Source organism: Macrococcus equipercicus (genome assembly GCF_004359525.2).
GTDB classification, from domain to species: Bacteria; Bacillota; Bacilli; order Staphylococcales; family Staphylococcaceae; genus Macrococcus; species Macrococcus equipercicus.
Genome location: NZ_SCWC02000003.1, coordinates 18,916 through 44,863 on the forward strand (window position 1 = coordinate 18,916; position 25,948 = coordinate 44,863).

Here is a 25,948-nt window from a genome sequence, read left to right on the forward strand (position 1 = left end):
TACTGATTGATATAAGGAGGCATCACAATGAATACTAAATACAATGATTTATTTCAACCTTTACAATTAAATAACGGTGTAGCACTGCGCAATCGCTTTGTTCTTGCACCACTGACACATATTTCTTCTAATGCAGACGGAACAATCTCGGATAGAGAGATTCCTTACATGGAAAGCCGCTCAAAAGACGTAGGCATGGCGATTACAGCTGCGTCTCATGTCACTGAATTAGGCCAGGCCTTTCCAGGACAGCCTTCCATCGCCCGTGACAGTGACATTGAAGGACTAAAACGCTTAGCGGCAGCAATGAAAAAGAACGGCGCAAAAGCTATCATCCAGATTCATCACGGCGGCGTCCAGGCATTGCCGGAGTATACTCCAAACGGTGACGTTGCAGGACCAAGTGCGATGGCGCTCAAAAGCTTCCGTCAGGCGCACACGCACACTGCCAGAGAAATGACAGAAACAGAGATCAACGAGACAATCAAAGCATTCGGCGCAGCGACACGGCGTGCCATTGAAGCAGGATTCGATGGTGTAGAGATTCACGGCGCAAACGGCTATATTATCCATCAGTTTGTCTCTCCTCACTTCAACAAGCGGACAGACCAGTGGAAAGATCCATTGCTATTCGCTCTGAAAGTTGTCGATGAAGTCGTCAACACAGTAAAAGAATACGGCAATGAAGAATTCATCATCGGTTACCGCTTCTCACCAGAAGAAGCGTTTAACCCGGGCATTAAGATGGAGCTGACTGAAGAACTGATTAAACGATTAATCGAAAAGCCGCTCCACTATTTACACGCTTCACTGATGCACATTCATGGTGAAGTCCATGAAGGTAAATACGAAGGCCAAAGCCGTATCCAGCTGCTTCATCAGTGGGTCGATGGTCGCATGCCATTGATCGGTATCGGTTCCATCTTCACAGCAGACGAGGCTATTGACGCTCTACATACAGGCGTAGAACTGATCGCAATGGGCAGAGGACTTCTGCTCGATCACGCATTTGTCAGCAAGATCAAAGAAGGCAGAGAAGACGAGATCATCTCTTACTTCGACCCTCACCACCCAAATAAACACGACCTGCCTGACCCATTATGGCAGCAGTTCAAAGCCGGCTTCTATCCACTGCCTTCTAAAGAAGATGCTAAATAGCACGAAAAACCTCTAACCGTGATGGTTAGAGGTTTTTATATCTATTCCCACTCAATCCAAAATAGAAAATAAAGAAATTTCATAGAGTTTCAAAACCTTATATATCAAGGGTTTGAAGCGTTGCATATCTTAAATGTGTTTCCTGGCGTTGCCCCGAGTCACAAATATCTGCCCTTTTTTTGCTCTTTTATTCAAAATCAAAGTATCCTTCTATACTTTTATATAACTTCGGCCTGCTACCCTCTACTTCTAACAAGCCCATGTCTACAAGATCATTTAATACTTTACGGGCCGTTATTTCAGCTACTTCTAAATAACTTGCCATCGCCTGGACTGTCAAATCATTATCAGTGAATAGCTGGATTTGACCAATAATAAATAAAGCATCGAAATATTTTTGATCTTTGTTCTCTAACTTTTTCTCTGACGATAATTTTAAAAATGCACTATCTATCAGTCTAAGCTTTATGACTAATTCATTTTTGACTTCTTCTTGTCCCTTGATGATGTATTCTAAGAAGGTTTCAATAAACTCATTTAGTTCGCCGGCATTAAGCGTACTGTTAGTATGCTCAAATATTTCATAATATTTTTTGGAGTTATTATTTATAGCTCTTGATAAGGAGATAGATGTTAAGCGGCTGTGACTTTTAGAAAGGTATAAACTATTTATAAATCTTGAAGTCCTACCGTTTCCGTCATAAAAAGGATGTATATATCCAAAAATGTAATGGGCAACAGCTACTTTTATTATTGCTGAAATTTCTTCGTACCCGTTAAGAATATCTAACATCTTATCTATGGCGATTATAATATTTTCATGCCCGTTTATTCCTTGGTGTATTACCTTTCCTGTGCTAGTTTTAACATCCACACCATCTAACCTGAAATACTTTCCGTCTATCTTATCTTCTTCCTCCACTTCTGAAGCTGAAATTTTATCGTAAATTTTTCTTATATCTTGTGGTGTCGAAGGGAGTTTAATTTCATTAAGATATAAACTTAAATAAGAGTTAGCCATGCTCAAAAAACGTGTAGTTTTTTTAGTTTTTTTATTCTCTTTAGCAAGCTTCACACTTTCAGCAATTTCTCTCTTAGTACTTTTCACACCTTCTAAATCATTAGTTGAAAATAATTCGTTAGTTATTACTTCCCTCTCAAAAGCTTCACGAGCTGAATCAGGAAGAGCATCAAAATATTTATCTAGTAATCTATCACGTTTAGCAATGGCTTCAACCATTTTTATCATCTTTAAAGTAGGAATAAAATATAGTCTATGCTTATCTTCTCTTTTATATTGTTTTACTTTAAAGTTAAACTCTATTCTTGAAGGAGCTGAAAGACGTTTTTTTACTTCTTCTTTATAATCTTTTTGTTCATTATTGTAATAATATTTATATAAATATTCCATCTTCTCTCTACCTTTCTATAAAAAGCTTTTATATTTTATACTTTAAATTATTTATTGATATATATAAAGATAATTTTAAGCTTTTTTTATACATACAAATTTTATTATCTCTATATAAACATAAGATATGTAATTATTCTTCTTTTAAACCTTATTACTTTTAAAATCTTAATTTGGGCGTTATTCAGCATTTTTATACAGGCCGATATACTTTTGGAAATTAAGGATCCTTGGTTTTTCAAGGCCTTCCTTATATGCGAGAAGTGAATAAGTCTGAAAATTAGAGACTTCCCTACCTGTTCCCAGCTACACGAAAAAGCCTCCAATTTGTTTTAACAGGGCTTCTTTCTGCTTGATTACCCATATTACTAACTTGTCTTAAAAATAATTACTGAAATTAAATTTTTACATTTTAATATACAATAAATTACAGATTGAGCTATAATGATAAATAAGACAATCTATTGTTTTTTATGATCTAGACTACAGTATGAAAAATGTACTTAATATGGAAGCGTCTTATAGGACTATCTCACTGACTACTAGAAGCTGTGACATCTTGCGTAAAGTCATGTTAGAGAATAAGAAAGCGACATAGTGGGAGAGCAACTATATAAATCATGGCTTTATCCTCACTAACCACTACGGCAATCCTATGGCCCTTACTTCCGTCAATCGCAACATCAAGACGGCTGTAGATGAGTTAAAGGACGACCAGGATGGGAAGCTGATTAATAAGCATGTGACGACGCACACGCTAAGGCACAGCCATATATCGCTGTTGAGTCAGTTAGGTGTGTCATTACGGGCTATTATGGATAGAGTAGGTCATACAGACCACAAGACCACATTACAGATATACAGCCATGTAACTGAACAGATGGATAAAGATGTGATGGATAAGCTGGAAGCAGTGAGCGGATAAATTTATAGTAGTTTCATGAGAAACATCCAAAATTTAACGATTGACTTATAAAAGCTATTTGTGTATCATTTGGACATGAGATAGTTGTTCGCTGAAACGACTCGATGAAACTCCTGTGCTAAGCATGGGAGTTTTTTCGTTATAGAAAGGAATAGAATATGAGGAAGATTGCGGAGATTAAAAGTTATTTAAATCAGTCTGAATATAGTAAGCCTTATTTAAGCTGTGACGATCAGCTAGTTCTTTTAGAAGACAGAGGTCTGATTATACAAGATAAAGTATTCGCTTTAGAACAGCTTAAAACCATTTCTTATTATTCGCTTATTAATGCCTACTATGACATTTATAGAAGCGAGGGAGATGCATTTTATAAGCCAGGCACTACTTTTATGGACTTCTATATTTGCTATAAATTTGATACTCGCTTAAAAAATACATTATTTAAATATATCATCTTGATAGAACAATCTTTAAAAACAAATCTATCTGCTGTCGTTGCTAAATATTATGGAGTTCAACAGCCTACGGAAAAGTTTAGAGATCAGCATGGTAAAGAAAAATATGATAGAAAAGATACATACCTTGATACCAAACTCTATGACCAGCACAAGCCCAAACGTGGCGGTATATTAAATGATGTGAGTAAAACACTAAATCTTAAATATAATGATTCGATTAATCACTATCTTAAAAATCATAATCATGTGCCCCCTTGGATTATTATACTACCTCATAATTTTGGCCAGACTATCAAATGGTTCAGCATATTGCAGAAAGAGCATAGAGAAGAAGTAACTTTAAACATGACTTCTCTAAAAAATTACTCACCAGGGCAGAATGAAATTAATATCAACCAGCTTAATGTTAATCTCTTTAATTTGTTAAGAGAGTTTAGAAATAGAATCGCTCATGGACAAAGATTTTATTCATATAGATCAACCGAACATGAAGCCCGTATCTCACAGAGTGACTTTAATCAATTGCTCGGTTATCCTTTTATTACGGATTTAGATTATAAGCAAGGTATCGGTAAAAATGACCTATACGCTTTGTTTATTGTCGTCCTACTATTTACAAAGAGTTTAAATATAAGAACGAATCTAATTAATGAGCTGATAGATATTCATAGAGGAATGGAAAACGAGAGCACTGTTAATTTATTTCAGAAAATCGGCATTACCCCACAGCATTTAGAGCAACTGAAGACGCTTAATAGCATCCTCGAAAAGTAAATTTATAATCTAACAGATATCCCACTTAAAATCACTTAACAACAATATTCGTTGAGTGATTTTTTTATTTATCATTTTTTTATTATTAGAATCAATATCTGACTTATATAATCCATAAGTGAGATAAGTAGATCTAATAAAATAAGGACGAGATATTGGCCCTACTCGAAAGCTCGAAAGATAGTTTTCGAGTTCGCTTCTTAAAGGACCTAAACATTATTTTCATCCTTATATAAGGGCGTAAGGATTGTTTACGCTGATCAGTTTCCCTAGCAATTATATGCCATCCTATTTTAGGACTTCACGTCGCATAATATTCATTTTATTATCTCTCAGCGTTCCTAGTAATTAAACTAGTATGCCCTTTTTTTGCCCTTTTTTAATCAATTTTAAAAGAAAAAGAACCCTCTAACACTTGATGTTAAAGGATTCTTATTATTTTTACAACTATTCCCACTCAATCCAAAATAGAAAATAGAGAAATTTCATAGAGTTTCAAAACCTTATGTATCAAGGGTTTGAAGCGGTGCATATCTTAAATGTGTTTCCTGGCGTTGCTGTTTTTCTCAGAAGCGTGCTGTTTTTTTGCTGTTTTTATCTGTCCTATTCCATAAATAACTCCCGTCATATAAACAAGGCTTACTCACATATCTTATTCAGTAGATCATCATATAACTGTCTTACTCGTTCCCTGGATAATAGAACTCGCTTGCCTGTCTCTTCTAACGTCAGACCCTCACACAGCATATAAAAAACGAACTGCTGTTTCATCGTTCCTACTTGCTCTATAACCGCTTCCAATTCATTGAAGAACGCTATTTCATCTATATGCGTGCTGTCCTCCATGTCATAGGCCACGCTGTCTGTAATGCTAAAGAAGTCATCTATATCTTCTAACTGGTCTATGTCCTGGCTGTCACTATGTTTGTGATAATTCTTTATGAACAGCTTCACCGCTTCTTTATCGTATTTCATATTAGAAGTATGGCGTTGGCCACTAGCTTTAATATCTTCATTCTACGGGCTTTTATATGACTGACTTTAACACCTAGCACTTCCGCTATAATTTTATCATCTTGAATATCCCAATAAGACAGCTTAATGATATTCTGCTCAAAGGCTGTACACTCGTTGTATGCTTCCATTATCCCGTTAACGATTGTCCCTACATTCTGATAATAGAGATCTGACCACTCTTTAGGTCTATTCTTATATACTTTAGCAAGTTGATGATAGGACTTTAGCCGTGATTCTAATACCCTAATATCATTCTTAGTTAACGGCTCCCACCTCACTATTTCAATCATATCGCCAACACCTCACGCTCTTTATTGATGGTCTGCTTAATCAGTGCTACGTGTTCAGATACAGCCCTCTGCTGTGCTTCTCTACGCCCTCTATTCCGCTTCTGACGGGCGTTATTCACTGTTCTATATAAATCTACCTGTAGCCGTTCTATCACGCCTATAGGTCTGTAACGGCCATTAGAAGCCATGTATCTGATAATGTCTTTCTGTTCCTGGGGCGTGTATCTGCTGACTATTCTTTTTAGTGTTGCTAGATTGCCACTAGAAGCGGTCTTATATCGTTCCAGGGCTTCTTTCTGCTCGATTATCCATATCACTAACTTATCTACTGGGTAGCTGACACTAATCACACCCCTCACGTCACAGCTTACGACATGCGACTGATTAAGTGAGTACATGGCATTAATCTGATATTGAATAGCCTGTATCTTACCGTTGATGAAACGGGGGTTATATCGGGTCAGTAGTTCGTATTCTGTTATCTTGCCACCCTCATAGTGAAGTATCTGATTACACCGCTTTAGCTTCATTGATAACCTCCTTAATAGATTGCTTATTATCTTAAAAGGTGAAGTACCCCCCTTACGTGTGAGACAGCTATATTTTTGAACAGTCGATAGTCTAACCGTTATGATTTTAGGGGGGTGGGGTCGTACGTGAGACTAGAAATTTCTAGACAGTCGAGACCTACACCGTTCCTTGATTTCTGTCTTGATAGCCGATTTATTCTAAGGGGGAGGGCTTACCATATAGCTGTTTTCTTATTCTTTCTATAGTCGGTCCTATCATGGCACTGAATTTTTTATGTGCTGAATGACTGGCTTTCTCGTATTTATTCCTTATCTTCTCATACGTCTTATAGTGCATGTGCTTAGGCTTCCAGGGGCAAGGCGTTGTAAAGTCCACTAAATGATAATTAGGGTCTAACATACGACCATACCGCTTCATTAAATGGTATTCATACGCTAGATCAGTCTTAGTCGCTTGCTGTGAAATATAGTTCAGTTCTAAACAGTGTCTACAGCCTGTCGTGTGCTTCGCTGTCGGCTTCGGTACTGTATAGAGTTTAGTCACCCTGGCATTACATCGGCCACACCTAAAGAAGTAACGTGTACCATATCCCACCTTTACACCCTCTACATAACATGGCATTGTAAAATCAGCGAAGTCTAATCCCAACCGCTTCACCCCTATGAAGCTGTCCTCTACTTTCATCTTATTGATATTGATCTCGAAAAGTTCTGACGTGCATAGCTTTCTTGTACCTGTATAGGCCATCTTGTCACCTCGCTTGTCATATAGTGCTGAAACACCTAAATATATTGAGAAATACAACATTAAAAAAGTCGCTGAAATTTGCATTAATTTGCATTATCATTTAACTAAAATCGCTCTATATCAAGGGTTTAAGGGCTGTTAGGCCATGCAAAGCGTTAGTATTAATTAGTAAATGTTAAGTTTTGTGAGGTTTTATGAGGTTTTATTAGGTTTTTAGTCCCTCTATATCTCTGAAAAGTTCAAGTTTTATCAAGTTCTGTACTTCAAAACGTTAGCATTTGTTAGCTTTCCACCCCTAGACACTTCCCCAGGCGGTCTAATATCTTCTGCTTCCGATTGTAGAAGTCCCGTCTTGATATGTGTAGCTTGTCGGCCACGCCATCGCCATTAATCACACTACTGTTATCAAAGTAATAAAGTTCTATAAGCTGTCTGTCTAACTCGTCTACACTCTCATAAGTCTCTTCTATCACTTCTATGACGTGCTTTCTATATCGACTACGCCTGTAACGTTCCAGGGCGGTCATATCCTGTGCTGTGAAGCGGTCTAGCTGTCGTCTATCCTCTAATGCCTGGCGTTGCTTCATGGCCTTATAACACCTTAATTCATACTCTAAATAGTTGCTCACTGCTTTATCCATATAGACCACCTTTAGTAGAAAGACCGCCATATTATAGACGGTCTAGTTAGGTTAGTTTTTAGCGAACGGGTTATTGACTTTCATCGGCTCATACATCACCATAAGTTCACAGTAGACACCGCCACCGTCCTCGTCCCAATCACCGCTGTAGATAGGCTTAATATCTATAATGTGGTGCTGTTCCAGGAATTCATTCAACCGTGCTTCATACTCTTCTTGTGTCTCTTTACGTCTGTCTGTCATACCACCATATCTATCGGCATAGGGCTGACAATCCACATAACCTCTTTTAAACAGCTTTACATTCATTGATAATATCCTCCGTTAGTACGTGTGTTATCACTTCTCTGATCTCTTCCGCTATTGTGAACTGAAAGACCACGCTTTTAGTCACTGTCCCGTCATCGTGGTAAGTCGTTTCTATAAATTCTTTCTCGATACTGGCTACTTCCCACCGCTTCTTGAAATGTTCTATCATTCTATCCATTGTCTTTAGCTGTTCCTGGGTGAGCTTCTCACCGTAAAACTCTTTATACATGCGATGACCTCCTAATGTAGTGAAATGTAGTATTTATGTCGCTGTGTATGTCATTTTTTTTGCCATACAAAAATATATTTGCCATACGTTTAAAGTCTTATATATCAAGGGTTTTAACAGTTGTATGGCAGTATGGCAGAAAAAAACGCCAAAACCTTTATATATTACTTGCTACTTCTTATTTAAATAATATTTTTTGATTAAAAAGTTGCATACATGCCATACAATACGTTTAATCGCTTGTCGTTACTGGTTTTAAGCGTATGGCAGAATGTATGGCAGTATGGCAGAATACTAACCTTTTTTATATATTCTTATCTTAGTTGGTCTATTATTGATACGTTTTGAAGTTTCACCCTTTATCAGACCATAAGCCTTTTCAAGTTCTGCGGTTAAAAACTTCTTAGACTTCTTATTAAGCCCGTTCTCTTCTAGCCATGTTAGGAAATCATCAAATACTAATCTGTCATCTCGGTCTACTACCTTATCCATTCCGACATCTTCCACAAACTCGACCACGATATTATTATCTTTCTGATACTGCTGTAGTGCGTCTGTGACTGCTTTAGGTTCGGTGAACTCTTGTTTTTCAAGTATTCTATCTAAGCCCTTAATCGCTTCATTGAATAAGTGAGATCTAACAATGTGATTATCTAACTTCTCATTGATGGATAAGTCCAGGTTGCCTTTCTCTTTGCTGAATGTATTCATAAAAGGAATGATGGTTAAGCGTCTGTATAACCCGTGTGTCGTATCTTTAATGTTGGGTAACTGGTTACTGGAATACATCAAGGTAGCATAATTGTGTAAGGGTAGAGGGCTTTCATACTTCCTATTACAATAGATAGCGTCCCCCGTGACCAATTTTTTTAGGTTTTCTGCGTCCTCCAGGCGTGTAGCTGAAATATCATCACCTATTGCCACCATCTTATTTAAGAGACCGAACAACTTAAATTCATGCTCTGTATCTTTCAGACTTAGGGGTGTGATATTATCTTTACCATAAAACTGATAAAGCAAGTTAAACCATGAAGATTTTCCGTTGCTTCCTGGTGCATAGAGAATGAAACATTTTTGCATGAACGGACTAGCATAGAGACCATAACCGACACTTTCTAATAACAACTTCTTAATCTGTCTATCGTTGTTAGCAATATCGTTTAAAAACTTGTCTAAGTCCTTGCTGTAGGCTTTAGGGTCATAGATCACATTAATGTGATTAGTGATGATATAGTCGGTACTGTTAGGGTGTAGCACTTTCTCCTTAACATCAAACACACCATTTTTAAGTGATAGATAGCGAGGGTGTGAGCGTTGACGTTGCTTAGCCCTGGCCATCAGACTGTAGTAGACCTCTTTCCGCTGTGCTTCTTTCAGTATCGGCATATCTTTAACTAAAATACGTCTGAACTTAGCCATATCGACATATACATAATGTGTTTTTTCAAAGCAATGTAATGCGTCATCATCTAATACGATGAAGTGGTACTTCTGTAAAATATATTGAGCGAACTCATCATGTTTGAATGCTTGACCGTCCCAAAACTCTGAATGACCTTTCTCAAACTTCACTAATTTACTGCTGTGTTCCTGTCTGACTTCGTTAGCGTATTCTATTAATTCAGTCGGTTTCTGTTTTGTTGTCATATGTTACTAATCTACCTCCTCCGTCTAGGTGCTTTTTCAGTATGCTGTCGAGTGTCTTTTTAAATTCTTTCTCGTCCATCGGTACATCATTATTATTGTTCCAACACCATAACAGACCCGTGACCGCTTCTATCGGTACACCTCTATAAAGTAGTAGCCCTGTAATGCTCGCTAAACTGCTGTTACGCTGTCCCTCGCCTACCCCGTAACAAATACTTGACCAATGGCTAGCGTCTCTTCTCGGGCTTCTCGTGGCCATCAGTGGCTTATCTTTAGGCTGTCGCTGTTTAATCATTTCTACTAGCTTAGTCGTATCAAGTAAATGTGTTTCATTATACTCAAACACACGATCACTTGAAGCGGTTTTGAGTACCTGGCGTGCTTGTGCTTGGCTTAGCTTCACACTGCTCGGGTCTGACTTCACGCCTAATGCTTCATCTATAACAGCTATAGCGTGGCTGTAGTAGTCGTTATGCAGTGGACTTGATAAGGGTATAACCAGGCGTAAACGTGGCTTGTCTGCGGTGTGATTATGCGTTGAGAAGCATATCCACGAGAAGCCTAACGTGTCCTTAATCTGCTGTATTAAATCAAAGCCCTCGGGTAACTCGTCATAATCTATCGCTAAAGCGTGCTTATTGATGATATGGTCATTGATACGGTGCGTGTCGGACATGTCACCTATAAGGAATAGACCATTTTTATATTTATTATCTGATACAGTATTTGTATCTAGGTACTCGACCAACTCTTTAAAGTCCATGTCCTTGCTGTCTACATAAGAGTTAGCGTCAAGACTGGCATAATGGTTAACGGTGAATAGAGTATTTTTCATCGGCATAGTCGCCCCTGGCATGATATAATTAATGTAAAGGGCTATTCCTTTCTGTTAAAATACAAGTAGGACTATTAGAAAATAGTCCTCTTTTTGTGGGCTTAGTTACTTACTAACTTTGGACGGTGAGTTAAGTAACTAGGCTTTTTTTATTTTCGTAAATAATCTGCTCAATAATGACTGCTTCTTTTTCTGCTGATTGTAGCTGACCGCTTCTTTCAGATAGCTTTCTAACTCGCTGATACGTTGTTTTTCTTCAATCGTCTTCACATTCACTTGTAGCAATAAGTTATTTAATACCAGGCTTTCTTTACTGCCATCTTCATACTTCGGTAACTCTTCCTTAATCAGTGCTTCTACTTTCTCGTAACCTGTGGCCATGCCATTGTTAAAACCTAACTCGATTAGTGGGGCGTGTTTTACCTCGGGATAATTGATAAATTCCATGTTCTTTTTCCTCCTAATAGTGTTATGTGGCTCATATAAGCCGTGTGTGAAGCGGTTTAACTTTATAGATACTTCTTATGCTTACTTCTTAAAAACTCGCTGAACGTGTCGATATGAACTAACGTTAAAGTCGCTGATACGTCTGTACAGATACGACCTTTAAACTCTTCCATATCCTCCGCTTCTTTAAGAAATCGGTATGCTGTCGCCTTGCTGATATTGAATAGCTTCGGTAGTGTCGAGATCTTACAGTAAATCATCTTTACGGGTGCGACCTGTTCATCTTTAAGTACACTGTTCTGTGGTGTCGGCTCTTCTCGTAACTTAACGATATTACTCATTTGTTTGTCCCCCTTTACTATCTAACTTCATCGCTTCGTAGGTGATAACACCCAATAAGCTAAAATACATAATTGCTACGCTGTGCTGTCCTGTCATATCAAAGGTCTGTCCCAGGCTGTAAGCAATGATGAGATAAAGCGTTGTTTTAATGACTGTCTTCATGAAATCACCTCCCTTAATGGTTTTATTTTTTAGCTTCAATCGTAAAGATTTGTTCAATCTCTACGCCCAGGCTGTCCGCTATACGTTTGGCAAGTTTGGGGCTAGCATTAACTTTTCTATTTCTAATACTACTTAAATGCTGATAAGTAACGCCCACTGCTTCTGCTAGTGTCATGTTTGTATATCCTTTTAAGGTCATACGCTTATCTAACTCGGTCTGAATGGAATAGCACTTAAACAATAAATCACCTCATTTATCACTTTATTTGTTATAAAAAAATGTTTATTACAAGTAATATGATATATCAAGATTAAATAACTTTCAAGATGTATATCATATTTATTTAAGATAAAATTAATGTTATTATATATTTGTGATAAAAATGACTATTAAACAAGGAGGTTGAATATGATTAATGAAGAAGCTAGACAACTAGGAGACTACATTAAGAAGTTAAGAAAAAATAAAAAAGTTACTGCTAAAGAATTAGGTAGTTATGTCGGTTATAGTCAGTCCTATATCAGTGCTATAGAAAATAACAACAATAACAATGTACCTAGTAAAAAAGTACTTAATAGACTTGCTACAGCATTACGGCATATCGGCTATGATCATGCTGACGTAGAAGAAAAATTATATAGTATAGCTGGTTATCCATCACGTCGCCATATTGCCCATGATGATGATTTTAAAATAAGCTACAGTAAATACTTAGGTGCTTACGATAATCTTTCCAACGTACCACTTGAGAAACCATATTTAGATTTATTTTATGTATTGGATAATAAATTTGATTTAAAATTTCAATACAAAAATAATGGTTTTGATGAATATGTCGAATTAAACGATAAACATAAATCATTTATTAAGAACATGATTACTCAATTATTATTTATGGAAGATATAGAAGAAAATATAAAAATTGGATATGAGAAAGCGTTAGAAGAGCAAGCAAAAATTAATCATATAGAAGTATATTATGATGAAATAGCCCAAAAGCTAGACAGACTTCGTAACGATTTACGTGTACTCAATGACTTGAGAAAAAACTTCTCGGAAGAAAATTTCAAATATGAATATGACAATACATTACAAGTATTGTCAATGGAATTAGAAGAACATGAAGAAGAATTAGATTTTAGTAAAGAAACCTTATTAAATGCGATTGAATTTATATCTAGTGAGATAGCCCGTCTCACTGATGAATATGATAAAGAAACAGACAAGGAGGACTAGCCTATGTGGTCAGTACCATTCACAGACAAGCACGGGGTAGAGAAGTACCGCTTCTATGAGAAGTATAAAGACCCTTTAACAGACAAGTGGCGTTATGTATCTGTAGTGATGAATAAGGACACTAAGCCCTCACAGAAAGAAGCACAGAAGCGGTTGACGGAAAAGGTTAAAGAGAAGCTGAATGACAGAACACCATCGACACTTAAAAGCCTTACGTTTCACCAGGCGTGCGATGAATGGTTTTCTAACTACAAAATAGTATCGGGGTCTAAACAGTCCACCATCGCCACTAAGTATTATAAGATTGAACACATTAAACGGAATGTAGATAAAGACATACTGGTTAAGAATATGACGGCTGAAACGTTCCAGGACTTCATCAATTCCGCTTCCAACGACAATCTAAGCCATAAGGTCATCAAGGACGCTATGAGCATTGTCAGAAACATCATGAAGTACACACAGAAACGTTATAACTTAACTGATATATCCTATCTGGAGGACGTAACTATCCCTAAGCAAGCGAAGACCAGGGACGAGGTAAAGGCTAAACGTGAGAACTATTTAGAAATGTCACAGATCACGATGATAGTGCATAAGCTGAACGCACTCGCTGACGAGAAACGGGCGGGCTACATGAAGCGGTCATATTTAATCACTGCTTATATTGTCGAGTTCATGGCTCTTAACGGTATGCGTATCGGTGAGTTACTGGCCATACAGCCTAATAACATCAACTTTGATAAACAGACACTAGAAATAGACGGTACTATTCACTGGATAGATGACGACCAGGGGCATGGTTTGAAAGATACAACTAAGACGGAAGCGTCCTATAGAACTATCTCACTGACCACTAGAAGCTGTGACATCTTGCGTAAAGTCATGCTAGAGAATAAGAAAGCGACACAGTGGGACAGTAACTATATAGATCGCGGCTTCATCTTCACTAACCACTACGGCAATCCTATGGCGTTATCATCGGTCAATCGCAACATCAAGACGGCTGTAGACGAGATAAAGGACGACCAGGGCAAGAAGCTGATTGATAAGCATGTAACCACTCACACGCTACGACATAGCCATATATCGCTGTTAAGTCAGTTAGGGGTCTCGCTACGGGCTATTATGGATAGAGTAGGCCATACAGACCATAAGACCACATTACAGATCTACAGCCATGTGACCGAACAGATGGATAAAGACATGATGAGTAAATTAGAAGCGGTTAGTTATTAAGGAGGGTCGATAAATCGGCTCTTTTTTTATGCCTGGAGAACAGTTTTTCTCACACTTTGCTGTTTTTCTGCTGTTTTTTCTAATTTCAGAACACAAAAAAGACCCTCTAACCGCTGTGGTTAAAGGGTTTTACTATTTTATAGTTCTATTCCCACTCAATCGTGCTCGGTGGCTTAGAGGTAATGTCATACACCACACGGTTAACGTGATTCACTTCGTTGACGATCCGGCTGGATACTTTCTGCAGCACTTCCCAGTCGATTCGTGCGAAGTCGCTCGTCATGCCGTCAATACTTGTCACGGCACGGACGCCGATTGTATAGTCATATGTTCTGTAGTCGCCCATGACACCGACGGAGCGGATGTCAGGGAGGACCGTGAAGTATTGCCAGATGTCGCGTTCAAGTCCTTCTTGTGCAATGACTTCTCTTAAAATAGCATCTGATTCACGGACGATTTCCAGTTTCTCTTCTGTGATTTCACCTAACACACGGATTCCAAGACCCGGGCCCGGGAACGGCTGACGCCATACGAGGTGTTCTGGGATACCGAGTTCGATACCGAGTGCACGTACTTCATCTTTGAAGAGTGTGTTGATCGGTTCGATTAATTTGAACTGCATGTCTTCTGGTAAGCCGCCGACGTTGTGGTGAGATTTGATAGTCTGAGCGGTCTTTGTACCTGATTCGATGATATCTGTATACAGTGTACCTTGCGCCAGGAATTCAACGCCCTGTAATTTAGACGCTTCATCGTCAAAGACATAGATGAATTCATTACCGATGATTTTACGTTTCTGTTCAGGGTCAGAGATGCCTTTAAGCTTGCTCATGAAGCGGTCTTTCGCGTCTACTCGGATGATATTGATGTTGAACCCTTCTGCGAAATGCTTCATGACCATGTCGCCTTCGCCTTTACGCAGTAAACCGTGGTCGACGAAGATACATGTCAGCTGGTCGCCGATTGCTTTATGCAGCAGCACAGCAACGACTGATGAATCGACGCCGCCGCTCATCGCGCATAATACTTTTTTGTCGCCGACCTGCTCACGGATTTTCTCCACTTCGATATCGATGAAGTTTTCCATCGTCCATTCGCCTGTGCAGTTACAGATTTTACGGATGAAGTTGCGAAGTAAGTCGTTACCGTATTCAGAGTGACGGACTTCCGGATGGAACTGCACGCCGTACAGCTGACGTTCTGCGTTCTCTACTGCTGCGTATTTACAGCTTGGTGAATTCGCGATCATGCGGAAGCCTTCAGGGATGTTGATGACTTTGTCACTGTGGCTCATCCATACCGTCTGCTCTTCCGGCAGCAGATGGAAGAGTGAATGTGTCTCAGCCGTGATGACTGCTTTACCGTATTCGCGTTCGTTCGCACGTTCTACAGAGCCGCCGAGTAACTTCGTCATCAGCTGCATGCCGTAACAAATACCAAGAACAGGTACGCCTAAATCGAAGATAGCAGGATCGATTGTGAATGATCCTTCTTCGTATACTGAGTTTGGTCCACCTGAGAGGATGATGCCTTTCGGGTTCATCTTCTTGATCTCATCGATTGAAATCTCGTGGTCATGCAGCTCACTGTACACACCCATCTCGCGGATACGTCTTGTAATCAGCTGATTGTACTGACTTCCGAAGTCGAGGACAAGAATCAGTTCTTGCTCTAATGCCATTTCCATGTATGATATCTCCTTATATTGAGTAGTTAGGTGCTTCTTTTGTAATATGCACGTCGTGCGGATGGCTTTCTTTCAGACCGGCACCTGTCATCTTGATGAACTGTGCTTCTTCTCTCAGCGCCGCTAAATCTTTAGCGCCTGTATAACCCATACCGCTTCTAATGCCACCGATTAACTGATAAATAGTATCCTGCAGTGCTCCTTTGAATGCGATACGTCCTTCGATTCCTTCCGGCACGAACTTCTTCGCTTCTTTGTCGTCCTGGAAGTAGCGGTCTTTAGACCCTTTCTCCATCGCACCGAGTGAACCCATACCGCGGTACACTTTGTACTGACGTCCCTGGAAGATTTCAGTCGCTCCGGGGCTTTCCTCTGTTCCGCCGAGCAGTGAGCCGAGCATAACCGCGTGCCCGCCGGCAGCAAGCGCTTTGACGATATCGCCGGAATATTTAATACCGCCGTCTGCGATAATCGTTTTCCCAAGTTTTTTTGCTTCTGTGGCTGCGTCATATATAGCAGTAATTTGAGGGACACCAACTCCTGCAACGACACGCGTCGTACAAATAGAGCCTGGTCCGATACCAACTTTAACGACATCTGCTCCTGCTTCAATCAATGCACGTGTGCCTTCAGCAGTCGCCACGTTACCTGCAATCAATGTCACGTCAGGGAAGTTTGATTTAAGCTCTGACACCATGTCGAGCACACCTTTAGAATGGCCGTGTGCTGTGTCGATGACGAGTGCATCTGTTCCTGCTTCTACTAAATACTTCGCACGTGTAATTGTATCTTTTGCGATACCGACGGCTGCTGCTACTAACAGACGGCCGTGCTCATCTTTAGCCGCGTTCGGGAATTCAATCACTTTCTCGATATCTTTAATCGTGATTAAACCTTTCAGCATCCCTTTATCGTCGACAAGCGGCAGCTTTTCAATCTTGTACTGCTGCAATAGCTTCTCAGCTTCAGCAAGTGTAGTGCCGACTGGTGCTGTGACGAGGTCGTCTTTTGTCATGACATCATTGATTTTAATAGAGTAATCTTCAATGAAACGGAGATCACGGTTCGTAATAATCCCTGCAAGTTTCATTTCTTTCTCGTTATTAACAATCGGCACACCGGAAATACGGTATTTGCTCATTAAATGTTCAGCTGTAAATACTTGCTCTTCCGGCGTCAAGAAGAACGGATTTGTAATGACGCCGTTCTCTGACCGTTTTACTTTCTGCACTTCATCTGCCTGCTGCTCGATGGACATGTTTTTATGAATAACGCCAAGACCACCTTGACGTGCCATTGCGATGGCCATCTTCGCTTCTGTTACTGTGTCCATACCAGCAGACAGAATTGGAATATTTAATTTGAGACGCTCTGATAAGGCCACTTTTAAATCTACTTGGTTCGGCAGTACATCTGATTTACCAGGAATCAGTAATACATCGTCAAAAGTCAGTCCTTCTTTTTGAAACTTTGTTTCCCACATGTTGACTACCTCCATTTATTATTCTAAAAATCATAAGTTCTTTTCTATCTCTCTATTATTTCATATAATCCGTGTTTTGTTGATTGTTAAAGCCGTTAAATAATAAATTCAGAATAATCGCAGTAAATGTTCCAAGGACAATACCGTTCTGGGTCAACCAGGCAAAGTCATTGCCGAACTTGCTGAAAGCACCGGGTACGGTTGTGATACCGAGACCAAGGCCGACTGAAACCGCGATAATCAGCAGATTGTCCTGCTTCGTAAAGTCAATGGCACCGAGCATTTTAACGCCGTATGCCATGACCATCCCAAACATCGCAATCATCGCACCGCCGAGAACTGCTGCCGGGATAATAGTCGCAATAGCACCGAGCTTTGGAATAGAACCACAGAATAAGAGCAGTGCCACCATGCCGTACATTACTTTATTGGACTTGACGCCTGATAATGAGACGAGACCGACGTTCTGTGAATACGCCGTATACGGGAAGGCATTGAAGATGGAACCGAGTATAATCGCAAGTCCTTCAGCCCGGTAACCTTTTCCGATATCTTTACGTGTCAATGGGGTTTTCGTGATTTCACTGAGTGCTGAATAGACACCAGTCGATTCAATCAAGCTGACAATGCCGACAATAACGAATAATAGTATGGAGCCAAGTTCAAACTTAAAGCCGCTGAAGCGGAACGGTCGTGGTAATTCAAACCAGTTAGACTGCGTCACTGCATCCATATGCACAAGACCAAAAAACGCTGCAATAACTGTTCCTGCGATCAGACCGAGCAGGATTGCAATTGATCTGATAAATCCTGAAGACAGACGGTGAATCAATAAGATGATGATCAATGTAATTAAGCCGAGCATAATGTTAAGAGGACTACCGTAATCTTTTGAGCCTTGACCACCAGCGAGATTATTCATCGCAACCGGCATTAATGTAATACCAATAATCGTAACGACACTGCCAGTGACAACGGGCGGGAATATTTTAACTAAATAAGAGAAAAACGGTGCAATCAGTACAATAATAATCCCGGAAACAAAGAGCGAGCCATAGAGTACACCTATGCCATGCTTCGAGCCGACTATAATCATCGGTGTTACTGCTGTAAATGTACAGCCAAGTACAACCGGCAGACCGATACCAATTCCTTTATAAACTTGCAGGAATGTCGCTACCCCGCACATAAAGATATCGATTGACACGAGATACGCAATCTCTTGCGGCGTAAAATGAAGCGCACCGCCAACAATGATCGGTACGATGATAGCACCTGCATACATCGCCAGCAGATGCTGAATACTCAGTAACAAATTTTTCATCATTCTTCTCCCACTAATGTCACTTTATTATTTTCAAGTGAAGCAATACGGCAGAGACTTAATACATCAAGCCCTTCATCTTTTAAGCGGGCTGCGCCCTGCTGGAAACTTTTCTCGATGACAATGCCGACGCCGGCACAGTCAGCACCAGCCTGTCTCACTAGATCATACAGACCAAGCGCTGCTTCACCATTGGCAAGAAAATCGTCAATAATCAGCACATTGTCATCCGCACTGAGAAACTTCTGGGAAATTACTACATGACTTGTTTTATTTTTCGTATAAGAATGGATATCTGTCGCATAGACGGCTTCAGTCAGCGTAGAAGGCACGGCTTTTTTCGCAAACAGACACGGTACATCAAAGACGAGTGCTGCCATAATCGCCGGTGCAATACCTGACGCTTCAATCGTCAATATTTTAGTGACACCTTTCTTATTAAAATAATTATAAAATGTCTGTCCGACTTCTTTCATTAGATGGGCATCAATCTGATGATTTAAAAATGCATCGACTTTTAAGATCGCTCCATCAATAACGACACCTTCATCTTTTACCTTTTGCTGTAGTAATTCCAATTGAGTCCTCCTTAAACAAAAAACTCACTCTATTAAAGAATAGGTGAGTAAAAAAAGAAGATTCAATATATACTTCCTGGTCAAAAAGGATATAGCGAATCCAGTCTTTTATTACTCATAGTCACATCATTTACGGTAATGTGGTAGAAACTCTAAAGCCATATCCTTTATATTATATGAGTGTTTTTGATTTATTTTATCTTATGATGATAACAAAGTTATCTCAGGATATCAACAGGAAATCCGCATAATATAAGGCTTTCAAGAGAAATATCTCCGCAGCTCAGTCACATAAGTCGCCTGCGATTTCAAAATATTTTGGTTTTAGTGTTTAGCTTTTTTAAAGCACGGGTATCAATTAACTATCACAAGAAAATTACAACGACATCTTAGAGCATCACAATCACATTAAAAGTAATTGGGAGGTATACGCTGAAATGAGAAACATTGAATCGTTTTCAAGCGAACAAGCACTTTTAAGTAGAATCGACAACTTGAAATCACAAGGTATCGCTGAACGCGACATGCATGTAATTTCGAAGAATAAGCTTGAAGGTTCGGCGCTGGATTATACAGATGTCCAGTATAAGAATGCAGATGGCTCATTCGGTGACAAAGTGGCTTCCTTATTTACTGGTGAAGACCCACAGCATCGTGTATTTGAAAGATTAAATTTATCAGATGCCGAACAGAATCAGTATGTGAGAGAAGTTGAAAGCGGCAACATCCTATTATATGTAGATAACAATGCAACATATAATAACGATACAACGACTACAACACGTGATCATCATTACGTGGAAAGTAACGAAACACGCCGCGTTGGTAATACGAATGGTGTTGTCGGCGGATTTGCAAGCGCAGACGCTGTAAACAATGACAAAGGCCGTACGTTAACGAACGAAAGCTATGGTCATCCAGATGATGGCACTACAGGCTTAAGCAACAGAGCAAGCTATGAATCAGATACTGATGCACAGTATTCATCACACCACCGAGAAAGTAATCTTAATAACAGAGAGGAACGAGTAGACATGAGAAACGAATTTAATAACACAAACGATTTTGACAGAGTAGATAACGACCGCTTAGATAACAATTTAGTTGGAGGACGTGACGGAGCTTTAAATAACGACCGCCGCGATTATGAATTCGACGAAGATATTAAAAACCGCGCTGATTTATCAGATGACGAAAAAATCCGTTTACACGAAGAACGTTTACGTGTAGGTAAAGATCAAGTTCAAACAGGCGAAGTACGTATCGACAAAGATGTAGTTGAAGAGCGTCAAGAATTCGATGTACCAGTAAGCCGTGACGAAGTGACGATTGAACGTCGCCGTGTTGACGAAAGAGTAGACGGAGATGTTGACTTTGACCGTTTAGATAACGATACAATCCGTGTACCATTAACTGAAGAACGCATCAACGTTGAGAAAGAAAACGTTGTAGCTGAAGAGTTAATCATTAAGAAAAACCGTGTTCAAGATACAGCGCATGTATCTGAAACAGTACGTAAAGAACAGGTTAATATCGACGATACTCAAAACACTCATGTTGATAACGACCGTTTAGATAACGACTTAAATCGTCGTTAATATTAAAACATTAAATATCAACCTCGGAGGCTCTCCTTCGAGGTTTTTTTGGAGGCGTTTTTATGGGAATGGCGTTACTTTGGGGACTCGTCAGTGGTGGTGCTGTACTATTAGGCTCTATTATCAGCCTGCTTGTTAAAATACCGAAAAAGCTGCTTGGCTTTATTATGGCTTTCGGTGTAGGTGTATTAATCGGTGCGGCAACATTTGAACTGCTGCAGGAATCGCTTGCTAAAGGTGAAATCGCCAATACGATTATCGGCTTTTTAGTAGGGGCTGTTGTCTTTACTGTTTTAGAAGCTATTATTTCCAGTAAAGGCGGAAAACATAGAAAGAGATCAGCAATTCCGGATGAAGAGAATAATAAGCAGGACAGTAAAAAACAAAGTAATAATCAATCAAGTGATGCTGAATCTGGTGCCGGAATATTCATCGGTACTGTCATGGATGCAATTCCTGAATCCATTATGCTTGGTGTCAGCTTAATCGGCGGAAAAGGTGTCAGCCTGCTGCTCCTCCTTGCCATCTTTATCAGCAACATACCAGAAGGCTTATCAAGTACGTCAGGGATGCTAAAAAGCGGGAATTCTAAAAAGAAAATCTTATCTTTATTTATAGCGGTCACAGTTATTGCAGGATTAAGTTCACTTGGAGGCTACATCTTTCTTGATAACGCAGATCCAAAAGTACTCGCCTTCATTTCAAGTTTTGCGGCAGGCGGTATCATTACAATGATTGGTGCTACAATGATGCCGGAAGCTTATGAAGACGGCGGTGCACTGGTCGGTTTAATTACAGCCTTTGGTGTACTGACTTCTGTATTATTAGATCATTTAGGATAAGGAGCGGGAAATTTCCCGCTCCTTTTATTTATGCGTATAGCAGTTCAATATAGACTCAAGCACCTCGTATGTTAAATAGTCATCGTATTGGTAAGGATGATAAACCTTCAACATATCGCGGTAACTACTCAAATAACTTTTCTTCTCAGTTCTTAAATGATAACTAGTCAAGTCAAGATCCTGCTGTTCATCCAGCCGTCTTAAGTAATGCTCAGCATAACGAGCATGATGCCACTCATCATCATCATGATGATTAAATCCTAAAAAATAATACGGAACTTTCATTTCATAATGAGAGACTCTTATAGATTTCCCTATATGTATAAACATATGGACAATCTCGATGACCTCTTCGCTTATTTCAAAAGGAATACAGTCTTCTTCCCGCGGTAATTCATCAAACATCGTGCTGTAATCATATACAATACCTTCTCTTAAAATCTCTTTGTACTGCTGATAAAGTTCTGCTTTATCAGGGTCAAGTCTCTCCAGCAGCTGATAATTTTGTAGCAGAAGTAATTTCAGCGTCCTGTCATCCATTCTCATCCTCCACTTTCGTCGATTTAATAAGAAATGCTGTATCATAATTGTAAACACATCCAATAACGTATAATATTACACATTATCTTTTTTATTATAATTATTGTACATTTATTAATCAAGAAAATTGTTATTCATTGTATTATATTTTTAATAAAAGTTGATAGTTTAACAGATGATATAATGCATATATGTATTTTAATGAAAGGATGATGAGATGACTGTTATCAATATTACAGAAGACTTTTATTTTGAAGAGGCAATGACATTGTACGGCCAGACCTTCCCTGCAGAAATCAGAGAGTCAGAAGAAGTTTTTCGCCGCAGTCTGCAGTTACTAAACGACCGTTATCAATTCATCGGTCTGACGATTGACGACCAGCTCGCAGGTTTTATTACATTTCATGTGGAGAAAGACTATCATATCGGCTTTATCGTTTATTTAGTCGTTCATCCTGCATACAGAGGACAACACGTCGCTTCAAGGCTGCTTGCTTATGCAGAAGAACGCATGACAGCTATTGACTGCAGTCTTGAGACCATTATGCTGGAATGCGAAAAAGATCAGTATGGCGTGAGCCCGCTTGAATCGTTTTATAAGAAGTTTAATTACGTTAAATATCCAATTTTCTATATGCAGCCCGGCTTACAAAATAACGACCCTGTGCCGATGAATCTCTTTATTAAGAAGATAAAAAAGAGCCGCCAGCTGTTTCTCGCTATCACTCAAATGTATATAGCAAAGTATCACGACGCAAACGGCATCCCTCTTACAAAGCTCCAGGACTATATCAATAACATGTAAAAAAAGACCTTACAGCATAGCTGCAAGGTCTTCAATCTTATTGCTCTTCTTTAACATATGGTAATAAAGCCATATGACGTGCACGTTTGATAGCTACAGTTAACATACGTTGGTATTTAGCTGAAGTACCTGTTACACGACGTGGTAAAATTTTACCGCGTTCAGAGATGAATTTTTTAAGCATTTCTGAGTCTTTGTAGTCAATTTGTGTAATACCGTTTGCTGTAAAATAACAAACTTTTTTACGACGACGTCCGCCTCTTCTTGGTCCACCTGCCATGATTGCTGCCTCCCTTACAATAGTCTATTAGAACGGTAAGTCATCATCGCTTATATCAATCGGTCCTGTTGCATTGGCAAAAGGATTGTTTGATGGAGCGGATGATGCCTGATTTGAATTATTTTGATTAGTGTTGTTGGATTGATAATTCTGACCTTGTGTTTGTCCACCGAATCCTGGATCATAGCCAGAATAGTCATCATTATTATTCTGACGGTTCTGGTTAGCGCCTTTAGGTTCAAGGAACTGCACTGAGTCGCAGACGACTTCAGTCACATACACTTTGCGGCCTTCTTGATTATCATAACTGCGAGATTGCAATCTGCCGTCTACACCGGCTAAGCTGCCTTTACTTAAGAAGTTATTGACATTCTCTGCCTGCTTGCGGAAGACGACACAGTTCAGAAAATCTGCCTGGCGTTCTCCCTGTGCATTCGAAAATGTACGGTTAACTGCTAATGTAAATGTGGCTACTGACACGCCTGATGGTGTGACTCTGTATTCTGGATCCTTTGTTAAACGACCTACTAATACAACTCGGTTAAGCATGCAATCGCCCCCACCTGTTATTATTTTTCTTCTTCGCGTACAATGATATGACGGATAATATCGTCATTGATCTTAGCTAAACGATCGAATTCGTTAGTGGCTTGATCCGTTGAGTTAACACGTACGATTTGGTAGAAACCTTCTTTGAAATCATTGATTTCGTAAGCTAAACGACGTTTACCCCAGTCCTTTGCTTCGATGATTTCAGCTCCGTTAGAAGTTAAGATCTCGTTGAAACGTTCTACTAACGCTTTCTTCGCATCTTCTTCAATGTTCGGGCGTACAACGTACATAATTTCGTATGTTCTCATCTATTACACCTCCTTATGGTCTATGCGGCTTTACTACGTAAAGCAAGGAATAATTTTCATTACTCACAATTGAATATTATAGCATAGAGTTATACAGATTACAACATTAGTACAATACTTCATTCAACTTATAGACGACCATGTCTTTAACATGGAACAGCTTCGTGTCCTTTGTTCTGTAAAGATAGTCATATAAGTGGTAATCGCTGTCTCCGGGCTCTATTTCATCGCAGCTGATGATATCTAAGTAGCGTATGGCAGTAGCTGCATAGCTGATTTTGTCATAGATGTCTTCATTCAATGTCACATGCTCATCTGGCAGTACTGCCTGCACGAAATAATAATAAGTGACATGATACATTTTCTCTTTCTTGTCGTCAGACTTCGTGATGACTTTAATACCATAGATAATCCGTTTTAAAGGCTGCATATAAGTCCTCCTTAGACATTAAATCTAAAATGTACTACGTCGCCGTCTTTCATCAAGTATTCTTTGCCTTCCAGTCTGACTTTACCCGCTTCTTTTGCGCCTGTCATACCATTGTTGTCGACTAAGTCATCATAACTTACAGTTTCCGCACGGATGAACCCACGTTCAAAGTCTGTATGGATAATACCTGCACATTGAGGGGCTGTCATGCCATGTCTGAACGTCCAGGCACGGACTTCCTGTTCACCTGCTGTGAAGTACGTTGCAAGACCAAGTAAATGATAAGATGCTCTAATCAGCTTATCAAGACCTGCTTCTTCAATACCGAGGTCTGTTAAATATTCTTTTTTATCGTCGTCGTCAAGCGCAGCAAGTTCTTCTTCGATCTTCGCGCTGATCACAATTACTTCTGAGCCTTCATTATCCGCATACGCTCTGATGGCTTTCAAGTAATCATTCTCATCGCCGCTCACTAAGTCATCTTCTGATACATTCGCGACATAGAGCATGGGTTTAGCCGTCAATAAGTGCATGCCTTTAACGAGCTTTAACTGTTCAGGCGTAAAGTCGATGCTGCGTACCGGGCGTTCATTTTCAAGTGCTTCTTTGACGATAGCAAGTATTGCTTCTTCAGCTATTGCATCTTTATCTTTCTGCTTGGCCATCTTCTGAACACGTGCATAGCGTTTTTCCACTGACTCAAGGTCAGCGAGAATTAATTCCATATTAATTGTTTCGATGTCATCCACTGGATCTACTTTTCCTGAGACGTGCGTAATGTTCTCATCATCAAACGCACGGACGACTTGACAGATTGCATCGACGTCACGAATATGAGATAAGAATTTGTTGCCAAGGCCTTCACCTTTAGAAGCCCCTTTAACGATACCGGCAATATCTGTGAACTCAAACGCTGTCGGTACTGTCTTCTTCGGTTTCACGAGTTCTGTCAACCGGTCCAGACGGTAATCCGGCACTTCTACGATACCGACATTCGGGTCGATCGTTGCGAACGGATAATTGGCCGCCAGCGCCCCTGCTTTAGTAATTGCGTTGAATAATGTTGATTTCCCGACGTTTGGGAGACCTACGATTCCTGCTGTTAATGCCATGTTTTTCTCC

General features: G+C 39.6%; 30 protein-coding genes, 1 pseudogene and 1 riboswitch. Of the genes and pseudogenes, 8 read left to right on the plus strand and 23 right to left on the minus strand.

Translation table 11 applies throughout. From position 1 onward, the window contains the following. Window positions 1-27: 27 nt before the first annotated feature. The gene (locus tag ERX35_RS05185) at window positions 28-1,158 is read left to right on the plus strand and encodes an NADH-dependent flavin oxidoreductase (RefSeq protein WP_149458871.1); all 1,131 of its coding nucleotides are present in this window, start codon (window positions 28-30) and stop codon (window positions 1,156-1,158) included. A 187-nt stretch (window positions 1,159-1,345) separates the two neighbouring features. Here ERX35_RS05185 and ERX35_RS05190 read toward each other — a convergent pair whose 3' ends face one another. After that, window positions 1,346-2,569 carry a Fic family protein gene (locus ERX35_RS05190; protein WP_149458872.1) on the minus strand — a complete coding sequence of 408 codons (1,224 nt, stop codon included), beginning with the start codon at window positions 2,567-2,569 and terminating at the stop codon, window positions 1,346-1,348. Between the two features lie 493 nt (window positions 2,570-3,062). Here ERX35_RS05190 and ERX35_RS05195 point away from each other — a divergent pair. Together ERX35_RS05195 and ERX35_RS05200 are read left to right on the plus strand one after the other, a co-directional pair. After that, a pseudogene (locus ERX35_RS05195) lies at window positions 3,063-3,494 on the plus strand (tyrosine-type recombinase/integrase); the annotation flags it as partial. Window positions 3,495-3,652: 158 nt separating this feature from the next. Then, window positions 3,653-4,726, plus strand: a complete 1,074-nt coding sequence (locus tag ERX35_RS05200; RefSeq protein ID WP_149458873.1) for an Abi family protein — start codon at window positions 3,653-3,655, stop codon at window positions 4,724-4,726. A 639-nt stretch (window positions 4,727-5,365) separates the two neighbouring features. Here the strand turns inward: ERX35_RS05200 and ERX35_RS05205 are convergent. The 12 genes from ERX35_RS05205 to ERX35_RS05255 all read right to left on the minus strand — a co-directional run bounded on the left by ERX35_RS05205 (window position 5,366) and on the right by ERX35_RS05255 (window position 12,122). Beyond that, on the minus strand, window positions 5,366-5,701 hold the full coding sequence (locus ERX35_RS05205; protein ID WP_149458874.1) for a sigma factor-like helix-turn-helix DNA-binding protein: 336 nt from the start codon (window positions 5,699-5,701) through the stop codon (window positions 5,366-5,368). Continuing rightward, window positions 5,698-6,033, minus strand: coding sequence for an SH2 domain-containing protein (locus tag ERX35_RS05210; protein WP_149458875.1), 336 nt, complete (start codon window positions 6,031-6,033; stop codon window positions 5,698-5,700). Before ERX35_RS05210 ends, ERX35_RS05205 begins: the two co-directional genes overlap by 4 nt. Next, window positions 6,030-6,563 carry a pathogenicity island protein gene (locus tag ERX35_RS05215; RefSeq protein WP_149458876.1) on the minus strand — a complete coding sequence of 178 codons (534 nt, stop codon included), beginning with the start codon at window positions 6,561-6,563 and terminating at the stop codon, window positions 6,030-6,032. The genes ERX35_RS05210 and ERX35_RS05215 overlap by 4 nt, the downstream gene beginning before the upstream one ends. A gap of 1,029 nt (window positions 6,564-7,592) precedes the next feature. Next, window positions 7,593-7,952 carry a hypothetical protein gene (locus tag ERX35_RS05220; RefSeq protein ID WP_170234546.1) on the minus strand — a complete coding sequence of 120 codons (360 nt, stop codon included), beginning with the start codon at window positions 7,950-7,952 and terminating at the stop codon, window positions 7,593-7,595. 51 nt (window positions 7,953-8,003) lie between these two features. Next, window positions 8,004-8,261 carry a hypothetical protein gene (locus ERX35_RS05225; RefSeq protein ID WP_149458878.1) on the minus strand — a complete coding sequence of 86 codons (258 nt, stop codon included), beginning with the start codon at window positions 8,259-8,261 and terminating at the stop codon, window positions 8,004-8,006. After that, on the minus strand, window positions 8,242-8,490 hold the full coding sequence (locus tag ERX35_RS05230; protein ID WP_149458879.1) for a hypothetical protein: 249 nt from the start codon (window positions 8,488-8,490) through the stop codon (window positions 8,242-8,244). Before ERX35_RS05230 ends, ERX35_RS05225 begins: the two co-directional genes overlap by 20 nt. A gap of 294 nt (window positions 8,491-8,784) precedes the next feature. Next, window positions 8,785-10,137: a DNA primase family protein gene (locus tag ERX35_RS05235; RefSeq protein ID WP_149458880.1), complete on the minus strand. Its 1,353-nt coding sequence runs from the start codon at window positions 10,135-10,137 to the stop codon at window positions 8,785-8,787. Further along, the gene (locus tag ERX35_RS05240) at window positions 10,112-10,813 is read right to left on the minus strand and encodes a primase C-terminal domain-containing protein (protein ID WP_170234547.1); all 702 of its coding nucleotides are present in this window, start codon (window positions 10,811-10,813) and stop codon (window positions 10,112-10,114) included. The genes ERX35_RS05235 and ERX35_RS05240 overlap by 26 nt, the downstream gene beginning before the upstream one ends. A gap of 297 nt (window positions 10,814-11,110) precedes the next feature. Beyond that, a complete protein-coding gene (locus tag ERX35_RS05245; protein ID WP_149458882.1) occupies window positions 11,111-11,419 on the minus strand; it encodes a hypothetical protein in 309 nt (102 codons plus the stop codon). Window positions 11,420-11,481: 62 nt separating this feature from the next. Further along, a complete protein-coding gene (locus ERX35_RS05250; RefSeq protein WP_149458883.1) occupies window positions 11,482-11,760 on the minus strand; it encodes a helix-turn-helix domain-containing protein in 279 nt (92 codons plus the stop codon). Continuing rightward, entirely contained in the window at window positions 11,753-11,923 is a 171-nt protein-coding gene (locus ERX35_RS11410; RefSeq protein WP_170234548.1) for a hypothetical protein, read from the minus strand. The genes ERX35_RS05250 and ERX35_RS11410 overlap by 8 nt, the downstream gene beginning before the upstream one ends. A 22-nt stretch (window positions 11,924-11,945) precedes the next feature. Then, the gene (locus ERX35_RS05255) at window positions 11,946-12,122 is read right to left on the minus strand and encodes a helix-turn-helix transcriptional regulator (protein ID WP_281290582.1); all 177 of its coding nucleotides are present in this window, start codon (window positions 12,120-12,122) and stop codon (window positions 11,946-11,948) included. A 210-nt stretch (window positions 12,123-12,332) separates the two neighbouring features. Between ERX35_RS05255 and ERX35_RS05260 the strand changes: the two genes are divergently transcribed. Both ERX35_RS05260 and ERX35_RS05265 read left to right on the plus strand, forming a co-directional pair. After that, window positions 12,333-13,160, plus strand: coding sequence for a helix-turn-helix domain-containing protein (locus ERX35_RS05260; RefSeq protein ID WP_149458885.1), 828 nt, complete (start codon window positions 12,333-12,335; stop codon window positions 13,158-13,160). A gap of 3 nt (window positions 13,161-13,163) precedes the next feature. Continuing rightward, on the plus strand, window positions 13,164-14,399 hold the full coding sequence (locus tag ERX35_RS05265) for a tyrosine-type recombinase/integrase (protein ID WP_149458886.1): 1,236 nt from the start codon (window positions 13,164-13,166) through the stop codon (window positions 14,397-14,399). Between the two features lie 145 nt (window positions 14,400-14,544). On the opposite strand, the gene guaA is transcribed toward ERX35_RS05265, so the two are convergent. The 4 genes from guaA to xpt are packed head-to-tail and all read right to left on the minus strand — an operon-like array spanning window position 14,545 to window position 19,471. Further along, window positions 14,545-16,086 carry a glutamine-hydrolyzing GMP synthase gene (guaA, locus tag ERX35_RS05270; protein ID WP_149458887.1) on the minus strand — a complete coding sequence of 514 codons (1,542 nt, stop codon included), beginning with the start codon at window positions 16,084-16,086 and terminating at the stop codon, window positions 14,545-14,547. 13 nt (window positions 16,087-16,099) lie between these two features. Continuing rightward, window positions 16,100-17,569 carry an IMP dehydrogenase gene (guaB, locus tag ERX35_RS05275; protein WP_149458888.1) on the minus strand — a complete coding sequence of 490 codons (1,470 nt, stop codon included), beginning with the start codon at window positions 17,567-17,569 and terminating at the stop codon, window positions 16,100-16,102. A 55-nt stretch (window positions 17,570-17,624) separates the two neighbouring features. Beyond that, the gene (locus ERX35_RS05280) at window positions 17,625-18,893 is read right to left on the minus strand and encodes a nucleobase:cation symporter-2 family protein (RefSeq protein ID WP_149458889.1); all 1,269 of its coding nucleotides are present in this window, start codon (window positions 18,891-18,893) and stop codon (window positions 17,625-17,627) included. Then, window positions 18,893-19,471, minus strand: a complete 579-nt coding sequence (gene xpt, locus ERX35_RS05285) for a xanthine phosphoribosyltransferase (protein WP_149458890.1) — start codon at window positions 19,469-19,471, stop codon at window positions 18,893-18,895. The genes ERX35_RS05280 and xpt overlap by 1 nt, the downstream gene beginning before the upstream one ends. Window positions 19,472-19,569: 98 nt before the next feature. Continuing rightward, window positions 19,570-19,671, minus strand: a riboswitch (purine riboswitch). Between the two features lie 237 nt (window positions 19,672-19,908). Between xpt and ERX35_RS05290 the strand changes: the two genes are divergently transcribed. Together ERX35_RS05290 and ERX35_RS05295 are read left to right on the plus strand one after the other, a co-directional pair. Further along, complete coding sequence (locus tag ERX35_RS05290) at window positions 19,909-21,069, plus strand: YsnF/AvaK domain-containing protein (protein ID WP_149458891.1); 1,161 nt, start codon at window positions 19,909-19,911, stop codon at window positions 21,067-21,069. A gap of 62 nt (window positions 21,070-21,131) precedes the next feature. Continuing rightward, window positions 21,132-21,911: a ZIP family metal transporter gene (locus tag ERX35_RS05295; protein ID WP_149458892.1), complete on the plus strand. Its 780-nt coding sequence runs from the start codon at window positions 21,132-21,134 to the stop codon at window positions 21,909-21,911. 24 nt (window positions 21,912-21,935) lie between these two features. Here the strand turns inward: ERX35_RS05295 and ERX35_RS05300 are convergent, their stop codons facing one another. Next, entirely contained in the window at window positions 21,936-22,451 is a 516-nt protein-coding gene (locus ERX35_RS05300; RefSeq protein ID WP_170234550.1) for a YfbU family protein, read from the minus strand. A gap of 217 nt (window positions 22,452-22,668) precedes the next feature. On the opposite strand from ERX35_RS05300, the gene ERX35_RS05305 reads away from it, so the two are divergent. Then, window positions 22,669-23,256, plus strand: coding sequence for a GNAT family N-acetyltransferase (locus ERX35_RS05305; RefSeq protein WP_149458894.1), 588 nt, complete (start codon window positions 22,669-22,671; stop codon window positions 23,254-23,256). 37 nt (window positions 23,257-23,293) lie between these two features. Here the strand turns inward: ERX35_RS05305 and rpsR are convergent, their stop codons facing one another. From rpsR to ychF, 5 genes are all read right to left on the minus strand, one after another. Beyond that, a complete protein-coding gene (gene rpsR, locus ERX35_RS05310) occupies window positions 23,294-23,536 on the minus strand; it encodes a 30S ribosomal protein S18 (protein ID WP_149458895.1) in 243 nt (80 codons plus the stop codon). Between the two features lie 27 nt (window positions 23,537-23,563). Then, window positions 23,564-24,085, minus strand: coding sequence for a single-stranded DNA-binding protein (ssb, locus tag ERX35_RS05315; protein ID WP_149458896.1), 522 nt, complete (start codon window positions 24,083-24,085; stop codon window positions 23,564-23,566). A gap of 20 nt (window positions 24,086-24,105) precedes the next feature. Beyond that, entirely contained in the window at window positions 24,106-24,396 is a 291-nt protein-coding gene (gene rpsF / locus ERX35_RS05320; RefSeq protein ID WP_149458897.1) for a 30S ribosomal protein S6, read from the minus strand. Window positions 24,397-24,502: 106 nt separating this feature from the next. Continuing rightward, complete coding sequence (locus ERX35_RS05325; RefSeq protein WP_149458898.1) at window positions 24,503-24,826, minus strand: hypothetical protein; 324 nt, start codon at window positions 24,824-24,826, stop codon at window positions 24,503-24,505. A gap of 11 nt (window positions 24,827-24,837) precedes the next feature. Continuing rightward, a complete protein-coding gene (ychF, locus tag ERX35_RS05330) occupies window positions 24,838-25,938 on the minus strand; it encodes a redox-regulated ATPase YchF (protein ID WP_149458899.1) in 1,101 nt (366 codons plus the stop codon). Window positions 25,939-25,948 lie beyond the last annotated feature (10 nt).